Genomic DNA, 16,039 nt, shown 5'->3' on the forward strand with positions numbered 1-16,039 from the left:
CCCGATGCAACGACGCATCTTCGACGCCGACCACGAGGCGTTCCGTGAGACCGTCCGCACCTTCCTCACCAAGGAGGTGCTGCCGCACTACGAGCAGTGGGAGAAGGACGGCATCGTCAGCCGCGAGGCGTGGCGGGCCGCCGGACGCCAGGGGCTGCTCGGGCTGGCCGTCCCGGAGGAGTACGGGGGCGGCGGGAACACCGACTTCCGCTACGCCGCCGTCATCGCCGAGGAGTTCACCAGGGCGGGCGCCCCCGGACTGGCCATCGGCCTGCACAACGACATCATCGGGCCGTATCTGACCTCGCTCGCCACCGAGGAGCAGAAGCGCCGCTGGCTGCCCGGCTTCTGCTCCGGCGAGACCATCACCGCCATAGCGATGACCGAGCCGGGTGCGGGCTCCGACCTCCAGGGGATCCGGACCACCGCCGAGGACCGCGGGGACCACTGGGTGCTGAACGGCTCCAAGACGTTCATCTCCAACGGAATCCTCGCCGACCTGGTGATCGTGGTCGCCAGGACCACCCCCGAGGGCGGGGCGCACGGCCTGTCGCTGCTGGTCGTCGAGCGCGGCGCGGAGGGCTTCGAGCGCGGCCGCAACCTCGACAAGATCGGCCAGAAGGCGCAGGACACCGCCGAGCTGTTCTTCCACGACGTGCGGGTCCCGAAGGAGAACCTGCTCGGTGAACCGAACGGCGCCTTCTTCCACCTGATGACCAATCTCGCGCAGGAGCGGATGGGCATCGCGATGGCCGGGATCGCCGCCGCCGAGTACCTGGTGGAGATCACCACGCAGTACGTGAAGGAGCGCGAGGCCTTCGGGCGCCCGCTGTCCAAGCTCCAGCACATCCGGTTCGAGATCGCGGAGATGGCCACCGAGGTCGCCGTCACCCGGACCTTCCTCGACCGGTGCATCACCGACCACTCCAACGGCGAACTGGACCACGTGCACGCCTCGATGGCCAAGTGGTGGGCCACCGAGCTGCAGAAGCGCGTGGCGGACCGCTGCCTGCAACTCCACGGGGGGTACGGGTACATGACCGAGTACCGGGTGGCGCGGGCCTTCACCGACGGCCGGATCCAGACGATCTACGGCGGCACGACCGAGATCATGAAGGAGATCATCGGCCGGTCCCTCCTCAGCTGAACCCCCTTGTCCCAGACCTCGTTCCAGTCCCCGTCCCAGCCCTCGTCCCACCCCTGCGGCTGCGCCGAGGACCTTCCCAGGACCTTCCAGCACACCGAAAGGCTTGACCAGTGAGCACCGAAGCGTACGTATACGACGCGATCCGCACGCCGCGCGGCCGCGGCAAGGCCAATGGCTCCCTGCACGGCACCAAGCCGATCGACCTCGTCGTCGGACTCATCGACGCCCTGCGCGAGCGCAACCCGGGCCTGGACCCGGCCACCATCGACGACATCGTGCTCGGCGTCGTCGGCCCGGTCGGCGACCAGGGCTCCGACATCGCCCGTATCGCGGCCATCGCCGCCGGGCTCCCGGACACGGTGGCCGGCGTACAGGAGAACCGGTTCTGCGCCTCCGGCCTGGAAGCCGTCAACCTGGCCGCTGCGAAGGTCCGTTCCGGCTGGGAGGACCTGGTCCTCGCGGGCGGCGTGGAATCCATGTCCCGCGTCCCGATGGCCTCGGACGGCGGCGCCTGGTTCGCCGACCCGATGACGAACTGGGACACCGGCTTCGTGCCGCAGGGCATCGGCGCCGACCTGATCGCCACCATCGAGGGGTTCTCCCGGCGCGACGTCGACGAGTACGCGGCCCTCTCGCAGGAGCGCGCCGCCGCCGCGATCAAGGACGGCCGCTTCGCGAAGTCCGTCGTCCCGGTCACCGACCGCAACGGCCTCGTCGTCCTGGACCACGACGAGTTCGTCCGCCCGGGGACCACCGCCGACACCCTCGCCAAGCTGAAGCCGTCCTTCGCGGACATCGGCGAGCTCGGCGGGTTCGACGCCGTCGCGCTGCAGAAGTACCACTGGGTCGAGAAGATCGACCACGTCCACCACGCGGGCAACTCCTCCGGCATCGTCGACGGCGCCTCCCTCGTCGCCATCGGCTCCCGGGAGGCGGGGGAGCGCAACGGCCTGACCCCGCGCGCCCGGATCGTCTCGGCGGCCGTCTCCGGCTCCGAGCCCACCATCATGCTCACCGGCCCCGCTCCGGCCACCCGCAAGGCCCTCGCCAAGGCCGGCCTGACCATCGACGACATCGACCTGGTCGAGATCAACGAGGCCTTCGCCGGCGTCGTCCTGCGCTTTGTCAAGGACATGGGCCTCTCCCTCGACAAGGTCAACGTCAACGGCGGCGCCATCGCCCTGGGCCACCCGCTCGGCGCCACCGGCGCGATGATCCTCGGCACGATCGTCGACGAGCTGGAGCGCCAGGACAAGCGCTACGGCCTCGTCACGCTCTGCGTCGGCGGCGGCATGGGCGTCGCCACCATCGTCGAACGCCTCTGAACCGTCCTGTACCCCGACCCCTCCGACACGGAAGTAGCGAACATGAGCGAGTCCACCACGATCCGCTGGGAACAGGACGAGACCGGCGTCGTCACCCTGATCCTCGACGACCCGGGCCAGTCCGCCAACACGATGAACCAGGCCTTCAAGGACTCCATCGCGGCCGTAGCCGACCGCGCCGAGGCCGAGAAGGACTCCATCCGCGGCATCATCTACACCTCCGCCAAGAAGACCTTCTTCGCCGGCGGCGACCTCAAGGACATGATCCGGCTGCGCCCCGAGCACGCGCATCTGGCCTTCGACACCGGCACCGAGATCAAGCGGTCCCTGCGCCGCATCGAGACCCTCGGCAAGCCCGTCGTCGCCGCCATCAACGGCGCCGCCCTGGGCGGCGGTTACGAGATCGCCCTCGCCTCGCACCACCGCGTCGCCCTCGACGCGCCCGGCTCGAAGATCGGCCTGCCCGAGGTCACCCTCGGTCTGCTCCCGGCGGGCGGCGGCGTCACCCGCACCGTTCGCCTCATGGGCATCGCCGACGCGCTGCTCAAGGTGCTGCTCCAGGGCACCCAGTACACCCCCCAGCGTGCCCTGGACAACGGCCTCGTGCACGAACTGGCGGCCACGCCCGAGGACATGCTGGCCAAGGCCCGCGCGTTCATCGACGCCAACCCCCAGTCGCAGCAGCCCTGGGACGTACCTGGCTACAGGATCCCCGGCGGCACCCCGTCCAACCCGCGCTTCGCCGCCAACCTCCCGGCCTTCCCGGCCAACCTGAAGAAGCAGCTGAACGGGGCCCCGTACCCGGCGCCGCGCAACATCCTGGCCTGCGCCGTCGAGGGCTCCCAGGTGGACTTCGAGACCGCGCTGACCATCGAGGCCCGCTACTTCACCGAGCTGGTCACCGGACAGACCGCCAAGAACATGATCCAGGCGTTCTTCTTCGACCTCCAGGCCGTCAACGCCGGCCGCAGCCGCCCGCAGGGCGTCGAGCCGCGCAAGGTCCGCAAGGTCGCCGTCCTCGGCGCCGGCATGATGGGCGCCGGCATCGCCTACTCCTGCGCCCGCGCCGGCATCGAGGTGGTCCTCAAGGACGTCACCGCCGAGGCCGCCGCCAAGGGCAAGGCGTACTCCGAGAAGCTCCTCGACAAGGCACTGTCCCGCGGCCGGACCACCGAGGCGGGGCGCGCGGAGCTGCTCGCCCGGATCACCCCGACCGCCGACGCGGCCGACCTCGCGGGCTGCGACGCCGTCATCGAGGCCGTCTTCGAGGACACGGCCCTCAAGCACAAGGTGTTCCAGGAGATCCAGGACGTCATCGCGCCCGACGCGCTCCTGTGCTCCAACACCTCGACCCTGCCCATCACCGGGCTGGCCGAGGGCGTGAAGCGGCCCGCCGACTTCATCGGACTGCACTTCTTCTCGCCCGTCGACAAGATGCCGCTCGTCGAGATCATCAAGGGGGCGCAGACCGGCGACGAGGCCATCGCCCGCGCCTTCGACCTGGTCCGCCAGATCAACAAGACCCCGATCGTGGTCAACGACTCGCGCGGCTTCTTCACCTCGCGCGTCATCGGCCAGTTCATCAACGAGGGCGTGGCGATGGTCGGCGAGGGCGTCGAGCCCGCCTCGATCGAGCAGGCCGCCGCCCAGGCCGGCTACCCGGCCAAGGTCCTCTCCCTGATGGACGAGCTCACCCTGACGCTGCCGCGCAAGATCCGCAACGAGAGCCGCAAGGCCTTCGAGGCGGAGGGCCGGACGTGGACCGAGCACCCCGCCGACACCGTCATCGACAGGATGGTCGACGAGTTCGGCCGCCCCGGCCGCAGCGGTGGCGCCGGCTTCTACGAGTACGACGAGTCCGGCAAGCGCGCCGGCATCTGGCCGGGCCTGCGCGAGCACTTCGCCAAGCCGGGCCACGAGGTCCCCTTCGAGGACATGAAGGAGCGGATGCTCTTCTCCGAGGCCCTGGACACCGTCCGCTGCCTCGACGAGGGCGTCCTGACCTCGGTCGCCGACGCCAACATCGGTTCCATCATGGGCATCGGCTTCCCGGCCTGGACCGGAGGCGTGATCCAGTACATCAACGGCTACGCGGGCGGCCTCGCCGGCTTCGTGGACCGCGCCCGTGAGCTCGCCGGGAAGTACGGCGAGCGGTTCACCCCGCCCGCCTCCCTCGTGGAGAAGGCCGAGCGGGGCGAGACGTACGCCGACTGATCCCGAACGGACGCCCCGGGCCCGCGCGAGCGGGCCGGGGGCGTCTTCGCGTCAGCGCTCGAAGGCGGCCAGCCGGGCGAACGGCCCGTGCTGCCGGGCACCGTCCGGGGCGGACCAGCCGGCCAGCACCCGTCCCGCCGCGCCGTCACCCGCGGGGGCGGGGCCGGGACGGAGCACCCGGCACAGGGTCAGCGTCGAGACCGGGCCCTCCTGCGCCGGCGGGCCCACCGTGAGGAGGGTCGCGTCGGCGGTTTCCGTCACGGTCCCGGGGCCGGTCAGGCCCTGCGGCACCCCGGCCCCCTCGGTACGGACTTCGACGGTCGGGTCGGGGGCGTCGCTCGCGTTCTGGTCCTGGGCGGTCGTACCGCCCGCCAGCAGGGCGAGCAACTGCTCGACCAGGACCACGTCGTGGGTCCCGTCGTAGATCCAGCGACGGCCCAGCACCCCGTGCTCGGAGGTGCCGATCAGGCCGTCCGCGGCGGACGCCAGCGGCGCCCCGCGGTACGTCATCGGAACCTGGTAGGTGACGGGGGAGTCCCCCGAGGTGTCGGTGACCACCATGAACTCGATGCCCACCTCGCCCGCCGGGTCGTCGAGCCGGAAACCGCCGGCCTTGGCGAGCAGTGGTACCTCCCCGCCCCGGTACCAGGGCTTCGACGGCATCCAGGCGGCGAGGAGTTCGAGCTTGCCGGGTGACATGGTGGTGCGGTGAATGACTGCCATGATCGACAACCTACCCGGGCGACCCGGGTGTTGACCGGCGACCCGGCCCGGTCACGCGGGCGCGGTCACGGGGTGTTCTCGGACGGCGATCCTGGCCAGTTTCGTCAGCATCATGCCGTTGCGCACGGCGACGAGGTAGTCCACCGGCAGCCCGTGCATGCGGGTGCCGGGACCCCGCAGCGGATGCCAGTCGAGGGTGAAGAGCGTGTTCCCGCCCCAGGGGGCCAGGTTCATGGCGATACGGGCCGCGCCGAAGGGTTCGGCCCGCGCCTCCAGCTCCAGGCGCCGCTGCGGTTCGCAGACGCGGACGACGCACGTGTCGTCGAGGGTCAGCGGGCCGACGCCGACGCGGACCTGCAGCCGGGCGCCCACGTCGGGCCAGTGCGGGTCCGCGGCGAGGACCTGCCGGGTTCCCGTCACCCACTCGCCGTAGCGGTGCCCGTCGGCCAGGAGGCGCCAGACCTCGGCGGGCGGGCACAGGATCAGACGGCGGTTGCGCGCCACGGCGGTCACGCTCCTTCCGGACGGTGGCCGGGCCGTCGCGCCGCCCTGCCCACCCCCCCACCCTCACGCCGTACGCCGGCTCCCGCAGTCCGGCAGACCCGAACGGCTGTCACGGACGCCGCCCGGCCGGTCCGCCACCGGTCCGCCACCGGTCCGGCTCCGGCCCGCCACAGGTCCGGCGGCGGCCCCGGACCCCGTCACTCACCCGGGCTCCGAGACGAAGGCCGCCCGCAGCTCCTCCCGCAGCGACCGCTGGAAGGCCGTCACCAGCGCCTGCACCACCATCGGCTGCATGTGCGCCGACAGGGCCTTCATCGCCTCCACCCGCTCCGGATCGCTCTCGCCCTCCGTGAACGGCCCCCACACCTCGTCCCGGAACAGCGCCGTCAGCTCGTGCGCCGCCGACCGGGTGTGCTCCACCAGCACCCTGCGCGCCGCCAGGATCGTCTCGTGCGCGATCGGCACGTCGAGCAGCGCGACCCCCAGCCGCAGCAGCCCCACGTCCACCCGGAACCCGTCGCCCGATGCGGCGAGCACGTTCATCGCCGTCAGCCGCCGCACGTCGGTGTCCGACAGGCTCCGCCCCGCCCGCTTCTCCAGTTCCTCCCGCGACACCTCCCGGGCCGCGTCCGGGGCCCAACTGGCCACCATCGCACGGTGGATCGCGAGATCGTGCGCGCTCAGGTCGTCGGGCAGCGCGTCCAGGTAGCGCTCGATGGCGGACAGGGTCATGCCCTGGTGCTGGAGTTCCTCGATCAGGGCCAGCCGCGACAGGTGCTCCGGCCCGTAGTGCCCCACCCGACGAGGACCGATCACGGGAGGGGGCAAAAGCCCGCGGGTGCTGTAGAACCGTACCGTGCGCACGGTGACGCCCGCCCGGGCCGCCAGCTCGTCGACGGTGAGCATCGGCTCGGGTGCCTGGTCGGCCATCGTCTGCGCCTCGCTCTCTGCTCCACAGCTTGGGTTCAACAGTATTGCTGTCGCACCAACGATGTGAAACGGCCAGGAGCTGCCCATGACCACGAACCTGCGACTGCCCGGACGACCCGAAGAGATCACCTTCTCCACCCTGCTGGCCCGCAACGCCGCCGAGCACGGGGACCTCCCCGCCCTCTCCTGGCGGACCGGCCCCGACGCGCCCGGATGGACGACGCTCACCTGGAGCGAGGTCCGCCACAAGGTCGCCGTCCTCGCCGCCGGCTACACCGCCCTCGGCGTCGGGCGCGGCGAGCACGTCCTGCTGATGATGGGCAACCGCCCCGAGCACTGGCTCAGCGACCTCGCCCTCTTCCACCTCGGCGCCGTGCCCGTCACCGTCTACGGGACGTCCGCGCCCGAGCAGATCGCGCACATCGCCCGCCACAGCCGGGCCCGGGTCGCCGTCGTCGAGGGCGCCCGCGAACTCGCCCGGTGGGAGCCGCTGCTGGCCGCCGAGGACGTCCCCCTGGAGCGCCTCGTCGTCGCCGAGGCCGCCGAAGCCGGCCGGCACGGCACGTACGCCTCCCTGTACGCGAGCGGTGCCCGCATCCACCGCGCCGACGCCTTCGAGAAGGCCTGGCAGGAGAACCGCCCCGAGGACCCGCTCACCGTCGTCTACACCTCGGGCACCACCGGCGACCCCAAGGGCGTGCGCCTGACCCACCGGAACCTGATCCTCCAGGCGGTCCGCCTCGACCGGGGCGTGGACCTGCCCGAGCACGCCGAGCACATCTGCTACCTGCCCTTCGCGCACATCGCCGAACGGGTCCTCGGTATCTACCTGCCCCTGCTGCGGGCCTCGCACGTCATGCTGTGCGCCGACCCCACCGCCGTCTCGGCGGCCGTCCGCGAACTGCGCCCGGTGCAGTTCTTCGGGGTGCCCCGGGTGTGGGAGAAGCTCGCCGCTTCCGTCCGCGCGGTCCTCGCGCAGCTCCCCGAGGACCAGAGGAACGCCATAGAGGCCGCCAACGACCTCGCCCGCGCCCGGGCCGGCCACCACGAGCGGGGCGAGGAGGTGCCGGCCGAGCTCGAAGCCTCGTACGCCTCGGCCAAGGAACGGACGCTGGACCCGCTGCTGCGCCTGGCGGGCATGGACCGGCTGGCCTGGACGGCCAGTGCCACCGCGCCGATGCCCATCGACGTCGTCCGCTTCTGGGCCGGCTGGGGCATCACGATCATGGACGCCTGGGGGCTCACCGAGACGTCGGGCGTGTGCACGCTCAACAGCGCCGAGGGCTTCCGGCTGGGCTCGGTGGGCCGCCCGATCGAGGGGCTGGAGCTGAGGATCGCCGAGGACGGGGAGGTCCTCACCCGCGGTGCGACCGTCTTCGGCGGCTACCTGCGGCCGGACGGCTCGGTGGAGAGCGCATCCGACGCGGAGGGCTGGTTCCCCACGGGGGACGTCGGCCGGATCGACGAGGACGGCTTCCTCTGGATCACCGACCGCAAGAAGGAACTGATCATCACGTCCACGGGCAAGAACGTCTCGCCGGCGCTGGTGGAGAACACGGTCAAGGAGCACCCCCTGATCGGCCAGGCGCTGGTGCACGGCGACGGCCGCTCCTACCTCGTCGCCCTGCTCGTCCTGGACGCCGAGCTGGCCCCGGTGTGGGCGGCCGCCCGGGGCATCGAGGCCGAGTCGGCGAGCGCGCTCGCCGAACACCCCGTGGTCCGGGAGGAGGTCGCCCGCGCGGTCGAGGCGGCCAACGCACGGCTCAACCGGACCGAGCAGATCAAGCGCTACCGGCTGCTGGCGCAGGAGTGGGGCCCCGAGACGGGCGAGCTCACGCCCTCCCTCAAGCTCCGCCGCCGCATCGTCCGCGACAAGTACGGCGCACTGATCGACGGCCTGTACGAGGAGTCGTACGACGCGGTGTGACCCGAGGGCCCCTGCCGGTGGGCGGTGTTCCGCCCACCGGCGGGGGACGGGGGAGTCAGCGGGTCAGCGGCCGATCAGCGGGTAGTGGTCGCTGAGGTTGGTGTAGGTGTAGGAGGTGCCCCAGCTGGAGACCGTCCAGGGTGCCGACTCCTCCTTGACCACGTTGTTCTCCCAGCCCGCCGGGCGGGCGTTGCCCTTGCGGTAGAGGACGTAGTCCAGGTCCTCGCGCGGGTCCGTCGGGTAGCGGTACTTCGCTATCGAGTTCAGCGCGGTGTCGAAGGAGTACGTGTGGCCCGTGCGCGTGTCGGAGTCCGCCAGGTCGGCGTTGGCGAGCATGCTCGCGTACTCGGGGGTGCGCGAGTCGACGTTGAGGTCGCCGGCCAGGATGACCTGCTCGTTCGCCGGGATGTTCTTGCCGTCCAGGAAGGCGTCGACGGCACGGAACTGGCGGGCGCGCATCTGCGCCGCCTCGCCCGCGCCGCAGCCCGGGTCGGTGGACTGCGCGTGCGTGCCGACCACGTGCACCTTCGTGCCGTTCACGTTCAGCACGACGTAGGCGAAGCCCTTGTTGGACCACCAGTCCGCGCCGCAGGCGTCCTTGTAGACGTACTGCTCCTTGCGGACGATCGGCCACTTGCTGAGGACCGTGACACCGCCGTCCTCCGGGGTGGTGGAGGAGTAGGCGCCGCCCGTGGCGTCCCAGCCGCTCTTGCTGCGGCCGACGACCGGGGTCTGGTACGGGTACTGCGCGGCGGAGTTCGCCTTCAGCGCGTCCGAGGAGCTGTTGTCGAAGGCCTCCTGGAGCACGACCACGTCGTGGCCCTTGTAGAAGGAGGTCTTGGGGATCTCTGCGGCCCGGTGGTCCTGGCCCCAGTTCGGGTAGAGGTTCTTGCTCATCAGGAACACGTTGTACGACAGGACGCTGAGCCGGGGGGCGGCGGCGTTCTCCGCGGCCGTGGCGGCGGGCGCGGTGGTGGCGGCCAGCGCGCCCGCGGCGACCGCGGCGACGGCCGTGGCGGCGGCGCGGCGCGAGCGGGTCGTGGAAAGCAGCATGAAGGTCTCCGTCATTCCTGCGGGGGAAGATCGACGCCGTCATACAAGCAGCAGCAGTTACCTCTGGGTAACACCCGTGCAGAGACTTTCTGTCCGTGAGACGGCTGTCCGGTGCTCGCATACTTGTCATATGACGAAGACGGACTCGGCACACCCGACCGGACCTGCGGCCACGCGCCGCACCGACCCCGAGCCGCCCCCGCCGGGCGGGGTGCTGTGGACCATCGCGGGCGACGTCCGCGCGCTGCTGATGCTGCCCGCCGCCTTCACCATGCAGGTCGCGCACCCGGCCATCGCGGCCGGCGTCGACGAGTACTCCGTCTTCCGCACCGACCCCTGGGGCCGCGGCGAGCGCTCCCTGCGCTCGGTCCAGCTGTGGGTGTACGGCGGCGAGGACGCCGCCGAGGAGGGCCGCCGGGTCCGCCGCCTGCACAAGGACATCCAGGGCACCGACACCCGCGGCCGCCGATACCACTCGCTCGACCCCGCCTGCTACGCCTGGGTCCATGCCACCGGCTTCCCGGTCTACCTCTACGCCGGGCGCTACCTGCTGCGCCGCTTCACCCCCGCCCAGGAGCAGCAGCTCTACCGCGAGTGGCTCCAGGTGGGAAGGATCCTCGGGCTGCACGACCGGGACATGCCGCAGACCATCGAGGAGTACTGGACGTACTGGGCCCGGATGCTGGCCGAGGAGATCGGGCCGACCGCGGTCGCCCGCGAGCTGGTCGCCACCGACGTGCCGCTGCCCCGGCCCGAGGCCGGCCCGCTCCCCGTACGGCTGCTGCTCCGGCTGACCTGGCCCGTGCTGCGGGCGGCCTTCCTGCGCCTGCGGGCCTTCGTCACGGCCGGGTACATGCCGCCCGAGGCGCGCGCCGCGATCGGGCTGGAGTGGAGCCGGGCCCAGGAGCGCAGGCTCCGCCGGTTCAGCACCGCCGTACGGCTCCTCGTGCCGCTGCTGCCCGAGCGGCTGCGCTACCTGCCGATCGCCTACCGGGCGCGCGCCGCCTGGCACGCGGGCCGCCGCTGACGCAGCGCACGCGGCTCCCGCGGGAGCGGGGAGCCGCGTACGGGGCGCCGGCCGGCCCGGACTCAGTGCCGGTGGCCGGGCCCGGAGCCGTGCTCGGTGTCGTGGATGGTGTTGGTCTCCGCGATCTTCTTCCAGGACTTCGGCTCGGCGGTGGGCTTCGCCGGTGCGGACTGCTGTGCCGAGCGGGCCTGGGGCCGGGCCGCCGCCGGGTTCAGCGCCGAGGCATCGGGCTTGCCCGGGGTGTAGAGCCAGGTCTCGAACAGCTGGGCCAGCGGCTTGCGGGAGACCTTCTCCGCGTAGCGGACGAAGTCCCCGACCCTGGCGTTGCCGTAGGCCCGCTCGGTCGGCCAGCCCTTGAGGATCTCGAAGAACTTCTCGTCGCCGATCTCGTTGCGCAGCGCCTGCAGGGCGATCGCGCCGCGGTCGTAGACGGCACCGTGGAACTGGTTCTCCGGCCCGGGGTCGCCCGGCTTGACCTGCCAGAAGGCGTCCTCGGCCGGGCGCAGGGAGTAAGCCCAGTCGGCGAGCTCCCGAGCCGTGCCCTCGCCCTCCTTCTCCGACCACAGCCACTGGCTGTAGCGGGCGAAGCCCTCGTTGATCCAGATGTCCTTCCAGCCCTCCACGGACACGCTGTCGCCGTACCACTGGTGGGCCAGCTCGTGGACGACCACCGAGACGTTCGCGCCGTTCTGGAACTGGCGCGGGCCGTAGAACGGCCGCGTCTGGGTCTCCAGGGCGAAGCCGGCATTGACGTTCGGCACGTAGCCGCCCAGCGCGTTGAAGGGGTACGGCCCGAAGACCCCCTCCAGCCACTCGGTCACCTCGCCGGTGCGCTCCACACTCGCGCGCGCCGCCCCCGCGTTGTCGCCGAGGTCCTTGCTGTACGCGTTGACGATCGGCAGCCCGCTCGCCGTCGTGCCGGTGGTGATGTCGAACTTGCCGACGGCGAGGGTGGCCAGGTAGGTGGCCTGCGGCTTGTTGGAGCGCCAGTTGTACCGGGTCCAGCCGAGCCGCGAGCTCTGCGACTGGAGCACGCCGTTGCTGATGGCCTGGGTACCGTCGGGAACGTTGACGGAGACGTCGAAGGTGGCCTTGTCCAGCGGGTGGTCGTTGCTGGGGAACCACCAGACCGCCGAGTCGGGCTCCTGCGCCGCCACACCGCCGTCCGGGGTGCGGTGCCAGGCCGTCCAGCCGTCGACCTTCAGCTCCGACGGCTTGCCGGCGTACGTGACGACGACGGTCAGCGGGGTGTTGCGCGCCAGCGGCTTCGCCGGGGTCACCTCCACCTCGTGGGCGCCGGAGGTGGCGAACTTCGCCTTTGCGCCGTTGACCCGGATCTCGCTGACCTTCAGGCCGAAGTCGAGGTTGAAGCGCGACAGGTCCTGCTTGGCGGTGGCGATCAGCGTCGCCGTGCCCTCCAGCAGGTCCGTCGTCGGCTGGTACTTCAGGCGCAGGTCGTAGTGCGACACGTCGTATCCGCCGTTGCCGCTGGCCGGGTAGTAGGGATCGCCGATACCCGGGGCGCCCGGACCGGAGCTCGCCGCCGACGCCGGGATCACCAGCAGGAGGGAAGCGGCGAGCACGCTCGGGACGATGATTTTGCGGTGCACGAATAGCTCCAAGTGGTAGGGGAGACAGCTCGGTTCAAGGTCGTCGCTCGACCGTATTCACCCCTGGCCGCTCAGGTCATGTCCATGGCCCCCGCTGTCACACGATCGCCATTCGGCCGTCACGCGTCCGCCGCGCCGACGCTCCTGACACCGGCCGAGCGGGCCCCTCCCGCCCGCCGCACCCGCCCCGGCCTGCAATCCGCTCCCCGGCGCCCCGAACCGGCCGCCACCGCCGACGGCCACGGCCCCGCCCGGCGGATCGTCCGGATCGGCACCTGCCCCGCGGACCGCGCCGGCCGGTTCCTCGCGCCTACCCGGCGTACCGAACAGTCGGTACCGTGCCGCGCATGACCCTTCACCCGCGCGCCGCGCGACGCTGTTGGCACACCGCCGTCAACCCGCTGCACTCCACCGTCTACTTCTCGCCGGAGATCGCCGAGGAGTTCGCCGCCCTCGGGATAGCCGACCCCGTCTCCGTCAACCTGGCGCACCGCTCCGCCGCGATGGGCGCCGTCGGGGCCGGTGCGGTCACCGCCGCCTTCTACAACTACCGGCACGACCTCGTCGCCCGGCACCTGCCCGCCGTCTGGGACACCGTCACCCCCGAGCAGGCCCTCGCCGCCCGGCTGCGCGCCGCCGACGCCGCCCTGACCCGGCTCCTCGGCGCCGACACCGTGAAGTCCCCCGAGGTGGCCGAGGCCGCCGACCTGGCGATGCGCGCCACCGAGGGCTGCACCCGGCACGCCCGCACCCTGTACGCGGCCCACGCCGACCTGCCCGTCCCCGAGGAGGCGCACCTGCGGCTGTGGCACGCCACCACCCTGCTGCGCGAGCACCGCGGCGACGGCCACCTCGCCGCCCTGCTCCTCGCGGGCCTGGACCCGGTCGAGGCACTGGTCAGCCACACCGCCACCGGCAAGGGCATGGCCCCGAAGTGGCTCAAGGGCATGCGCGGCTGGACGCAGGACGACCTCGACGCCGCGACCGGCCGGCTGCGCGAGCGCGGCGTCCTCGACGCCGACGGCGCACTGACCGAGGAGGGCACGGCCCTGCGCGAGCGGCTGGAGAGCGACACCGACCGCCTCGACGCCGCCCCCTACGAGCGCCTCGGCGCGGACGGCCTGGCCCGCCTCACCGAGCTCGGCGGCGCCCTCGTCGTCAAGGCCGTGACCGCCGGGGCCTTCCCGAGCGACCTCATGGGCAGGGCCTGACGGGCAGGGCTCCCGCGGTCCGTCACGGCCACCTGCCACAATTGGCAGCCTTCCAGTGCAAACGAAGGCAGGCGGGACCCGATCGTGACGATGTCCATCGAAGGCAGGATCGCCGAGGAGCTCGGCGTACGGGAGCGGCAGGTCAAGGCCGCCGTCGAGCTGCTCGACGGCGGCTCCACCGTGCCGTTCATCGCGCGCTACCGCAAGGAAGCGACCGAGATGCTCGACGACGCCCAGCTGCGCACCCTCGAGGAGCGGCTGAGGTATCTGCGCGAGCTGGAGGACCGGCGCGCGGCGATCCTGGACTCCGTACGGGAGCAGGGCAAGCTCGACGCCGAGCTGGAGGCCCGGATCAACGCGGCCGACACCAAGGCGCGCCTGGAGGACATCTACCTCCCCTTCAAGCCCAAGCGCCGCACCAAGGCTCAGATCGCCCGCGAGGCCGGCCTGGAACCGCTCGCGGACGGCCTGCTGGCCGATCCGTCGGTGGACCCGGCCGCCGCGGCGGCCGCGTTCGTCGACGCGGACAAGGGCGTCGCCGACCCGGCGGCCGCCCTGGAGGGCGCCCGCGCCATCCTCACCGAGCGGTTCGCCGAGGACGCCGACCTGATCGGCGAGCTCCGCGAGCGCATGTGGGGCCGCGGCCGGCTCGCCGCGAAGGTCCGCGAGGGCAAGGAGGAGGCCGGTGCCAAGTTCGCCGACTACTTCGACTTCGCGGAGCCGTTCACCGCGCTGCCCTCCCATCGCGTCCTCGCCATGCTGCGCGGCGAGAAGGAGGACGTCCTCGACCTCAACCTGGAGCCCGAGACCGCCGAGGACGCCGACAGCCCCGGCCCCTCCACGTACGAGGGCATGATCGCGCGCCGCTTCGGTGTGGGCGACCGCGGCCGGCCCGGCGACAAGTGGCTCGCCGACACGGTCCGCTGGTGCTGGCGCACCAAGGTCCAGGTGCACCTCGGCATCGACCTGCGGATGCGGCTGCGCCAGGCCGCCGAGGACGAGGCCGTGCGCGTCTTCGCGTCGAACCTGCGCGACCTGCTGCTCGCGGCGCCCGCCGGCACCCGGGCCACCCTCGGCCTCGACCCGGGCTTCCGCACCGGCGTGAAGGTCGCCGTCGTGGACGCCACCGGCAAGGTCGTCGCCACCGACGTGATCTACCCGCACGTGCCCGCCAACAAGTGGGACGAGTCCCTCGCCAAGCTGGCCCGCCTCGCGAAGGAGCACGCGGTCGAGCTGGTCGCCATCGGCAACGGCACCGCCTCCCGGGAGACCGACAAGCTGGCCGGGGACCTGATCTCCCGCCACCCCGACCTCGGGCTCACCAAGGTGATGGTCTCGGAGGCGGGCGCCTCCGTGTACTCGGCCTCCGCCTTCGCCTCGCAGGAACTGCCCGGCATGGACGTGTCGCTGCGCGGCGCGGTCTCCATCGCCCGCCGCCTCCAGGACCCGCTCGCCGAGCTGGTCAAGATCGACCCGAAGTCGATCGGCGTCGGCCAGTACCAGCACGACCTGTCCGAGGTGAAGCTGTCGCGCTCCCTCGACGCGGTGGTCGAGGACTGTGTGAACGGTGTCGGCGTGGACGTCAACACCGCCTCCGCACCGCTGCTGTCGCGGGTCTCCGGCATCAGCGGGACCCTCGCCGAGAACATCGTCGCCCACCGCGACGCCAACGGCCCCTTCCGCAACCGCAAGGGCCTCAAGGACGTGGCCCGCCTCGGCCCCAAGGCGTACGAGCAGTGCGCGGGCTTCCTGCGGATCCGCGGCGGGGACGACCCGCTCGACGCCTCGTCCGTGCACCCCGAGTCCTACCCGGTGGTCCGGGCGATGGGCAAGACGGCGGGCGGCGAGGTGGCCGCGCTGATCGGCAACACCTCGGTCCTGCGCTCCCTGCGGCCGGAGCAGTTCGTCACCGAGGCCTTCGGCCTGCCCACGGTCACCGACATCCTGCGCGAGCTGGAGAAGCCGGGCCGCGACCCGCGTCCGGCCTTCAAGACGGCGACCTTCAAGGAGGGCGTCGAGAAGATCGGCGACCTGGCTCCCGGGATGATCCTGGAGGGCGTGGTCACCAACGTGGCCGCCTTCGGCGCCTTCATCGACATCGGCGTCCACCAGGACGGCCTCGCGCACGTCTCGGCACTGTCGAAGAACTTCGTCAAGGACCCCCGGGACGTGGTCAAGCCGGGCGACATCGTCCGCGTCAAGGTCATGGACGTGGACATCCCGCGCAAGCGGATCTCGCTGACCCTGCGCCTGGAGGACGAGGCCGGGGCCGAGCGGGGCGCCGGCGCCCCGCGCCAGCGCGAGGAGCGGCGCGGCGGCGGGCGTCCCCCGCAGCAGCGCGGCGGAGCGGGCGGTCAGGGCGGCGGCC

Annotated in this window: 12 protein-coding genes; 7 read left to right on the plus strand and 5 right to left on the minus strand. The window is 72.1% G+C overall.

The window, feature by feature from the left end:
• The first annotated feature begins 4 nt into the window (after window positions 1-4).
• The 3 genes from E6U81_RS12535 to E6U81_RS12545 all read left to right on the plus strand — a co-directional run bounded on the left by E6U81_RS12535 (window position 5) and on the right by E6U81_RS12545 (window position 4,686).
• The gene (locus E6U81_RS12535; protein ID WP_136230149.1) at window positions 5-1,147 is read left to right on the plus strand and encodes an acyl-CoA dehydrogenase family protein; all 1,143 of its coding nucleotides are present in this window, start codon (window positions 5-7) and stop codon (window positions 1,145-1,147) included.
• A gap of 110 nt (window positions 1,148-1,257) precedes the next feature.
• The gene (locus E6U81_RS12540) at window positions 1,258-2,472 is read left to right on the plus strand and encodes an acetyl-CoA C-acetyltransferase (protein ID WP_136230150.1); all 1,215 of its coding nucleotides are present in this window, start codon (window positions 1,258-1,260) and stop codon (window positions 2,470-2,472) included.
• A gap of 42 nt (window positions 2,473-2,514) precedes the next feature.
• Entirely contained in the window at window positions 2,515-4,686 is a 2,172-nt protein-coding gene (locus E6U81_RS12545; protein ID WP_136230151.1) for a 3-hydroxyacyl-CoA dehydrogenase NAD-binding domain-containing protein, read from the plus strand.
• A gap of 51 nt (window positions 4,687-4,737) precedes the next feature.
• Here E6U81_RS12545 and E6U81_RS12550 read toward each other — a convergent pair whose 3' ends face one another.
• The 3 genes from E6U81_RS12550 to E6U81_RS12560 all read right to left on the minus strand — a co-directional run bounded on the left by E6U81_RS12550 (window position 4,738) and on the right by E6U81_RS12560 (window position 6,843).
• A complete protein-coding gene (locus tag E6U81_RS12550) occupies window positions 4,738-5,409 on the minus strand; it encodes a 1,4-alpha-glucan branching protein (RefSeq protein ID WP_136230152.1) in 672 nt (223 codons plus the stop codon).
• Window positions 5,410-5,460: 51 nt separating this feature from the next.
• On the minus strand, window positions 5,461-5,913 hold the full coding sequence (locus tag E6U81_RS12555) for an SRPBCC family protein (RefSeq protein WP_136230153.1): 453 nt from the start codon (window positions 5,911-5,913) through the stop codon (window positions 5,461-5,463).
• Between the two features lie 201 nt (window positions 5,914-6,114).
• The gene (locus tag E6U81_RS12560) at window positions 6,115-6,843 is read right to left on the minus strand and encodes a MerR family transcriptional regulator (protein ID WP_136230154.1); all 729 of its coding nucleotides are present in this window, start codon (window positions 6,841-6,843) and stop codon (window positions 6,115-6,117) included.
• 85 nt (window positions 6,844-6,928) lie between these two features.
• Between E6U81_RS12560 and E6U81_RS12565 the strand changes: the two genes are divergently transcribed.
• The gene (locus E6U81_RS12565) at window positions 6,929-8,770 is read left to right on the plus strand and encodes an AMP-dependent synthetase/ligase (protein WP_136230155.1); all 1,842 of its coding nucleotides are present in this window, start codon (window positions 6,929-6,931) and stop codon (window positions 8,768-8,770) included.
• A gap of 63 nt (window positions 8,771-8,833) precedes the next feature.
• On the opposite strand, the gene sph is transcribed toward E6U81_RS12565, so the two are convergent.
• Window positions 8,834-9,823, minus strand: a complete 990-nt coding sequence (gene sph / locus E6U81_RS12570) for a sphingomyelin phosphodiesterase (protein WP_136230156.1) — start codon at window positions 9,821-9,823, stop codon at window positions 8,834-8,836.
• A 130-nt stretch (window positions 9,824-9,953) separates the two neighbouring features.
• Here sph and E6U81_RS12575 point away from each other — a divergent pair, with 130 nt between their 5' ends.
• Window positions 9,954-10,850, plus strand: a complete 897-nt coding sequence (locus tag E6U81_RS12575) for an oxygenase MpaB family protein (protein ID WP_136230157.1) — start codon at window positions 9,954-9,956, stop codon at window positions 10,848-10,850.
• Window positions 10,851-10,912: 62 nt separating this feature from the next.
• Here the strand turns inward: E6U81_RS12575 and E6U81_RS12580 are convergent, their stop codons facing one another.
• Window positions 10,913-12,460: a M1 family metallopeptidase gene (locus E6U81_RS12580; RefSeq protein WP_136230158.1), complete on the minus strand. Its 1,548-nt coding sequence runs from the start codon at window positions 12,458-12,460 to the stop codon at window positions 10,913-10,915.
• 347 nt (window positions 12,461-12,807) lie between these two features.
• Between E6U81_RS12580 and E6U81_RS12585 the strand changes: the two genes are divergently transcribed.
• Window positions 12,808-13,671: a hypothetical protein gene (locus E6U81_RS12585; RefSeq protein ID WP_136230159.1), complete on the plus strand. Its 864-nt coding sequence runs from the start codon at window positions 12,808-12,810 to the stop codon at window positions 13,669-13,671.
• A gap of 84 nt (window positions 13,672-13,755) precedes the next feature.
• The coding region (locus E6U81_RS12590; RefSeq protein ID WP_136230160.1) for a Tex family protein at window positions 13,756-16,039 on the plus strand (2,284 nt) is incomplete at its 3' end.

The sequence above is a fragment of the Streptomyces sp. A0592 genome (assembly GCF_004795115.1).
Lineage (GTDB): Bacteria > Actinomycetota > Actinomycetes > Streptomycetales > Streptomycetaceae > Streptomyces > Streptomyces erythrochromogenes.

Bases quoted from the DNA above. Each gene is read 5' to 3' on its own strand.
- E6U81_RS12535 (WP_136230149.1), top strand. From the start codon at position 5: ATGCAACGACGCATCTTCGACGCCGACCACGAGGCGTTCCGTGAGACC.
- E6U81_RS12545 (WP_136230151.1), top strand. From the start codon at position 2,515: ATGAGCGAGTCCACCACGATCCGCTGGGAACAGGACGAGACCGGCGTC.
- E6U81_RS12550 (WP_136230152.1), bottom strand. From the start codon at position 5,409: ATGGCAGTCATTCACCGCACCACCATGTCACCCGGCAAGCTCGAACTC.
- E6U81_RS12560 (WP_136230154.1), bottom strand. From the start codon at position 6,843: ATGGCCGACCAGGCACCCGAGCCGATGCTCACCGTCGACGAGCTGGCG.
- E6U81_RS12565 (WP_136230155.1), top strand. From the start codon at position 6,929: ATGACCACGAACCTGCGACTGCCCGGACGACCCGAAGAGATCACCTTC.
- sph (WP_136230156.1), bottom strand. From the start codon at position 9,823: ATGCTGCTTTCCACGACCCGCTCGCGCCGCGCCGCCGCCACGGCCGTC.
- E6U81_RS12575 (WP_136230157.1), top strand. From the start codon at position 9,954: ATGACGAAGACGGACTCGGCACACCCGACCGGACCTGCGGCCACGCGC.
- E6U81_RS12585 (WP_136230159.1), top strand. From the start codon at position 12,808: ATGACCCTTCACCCGCGCGCCGCGCGACGCTGTTGGCACACCGCCGTC.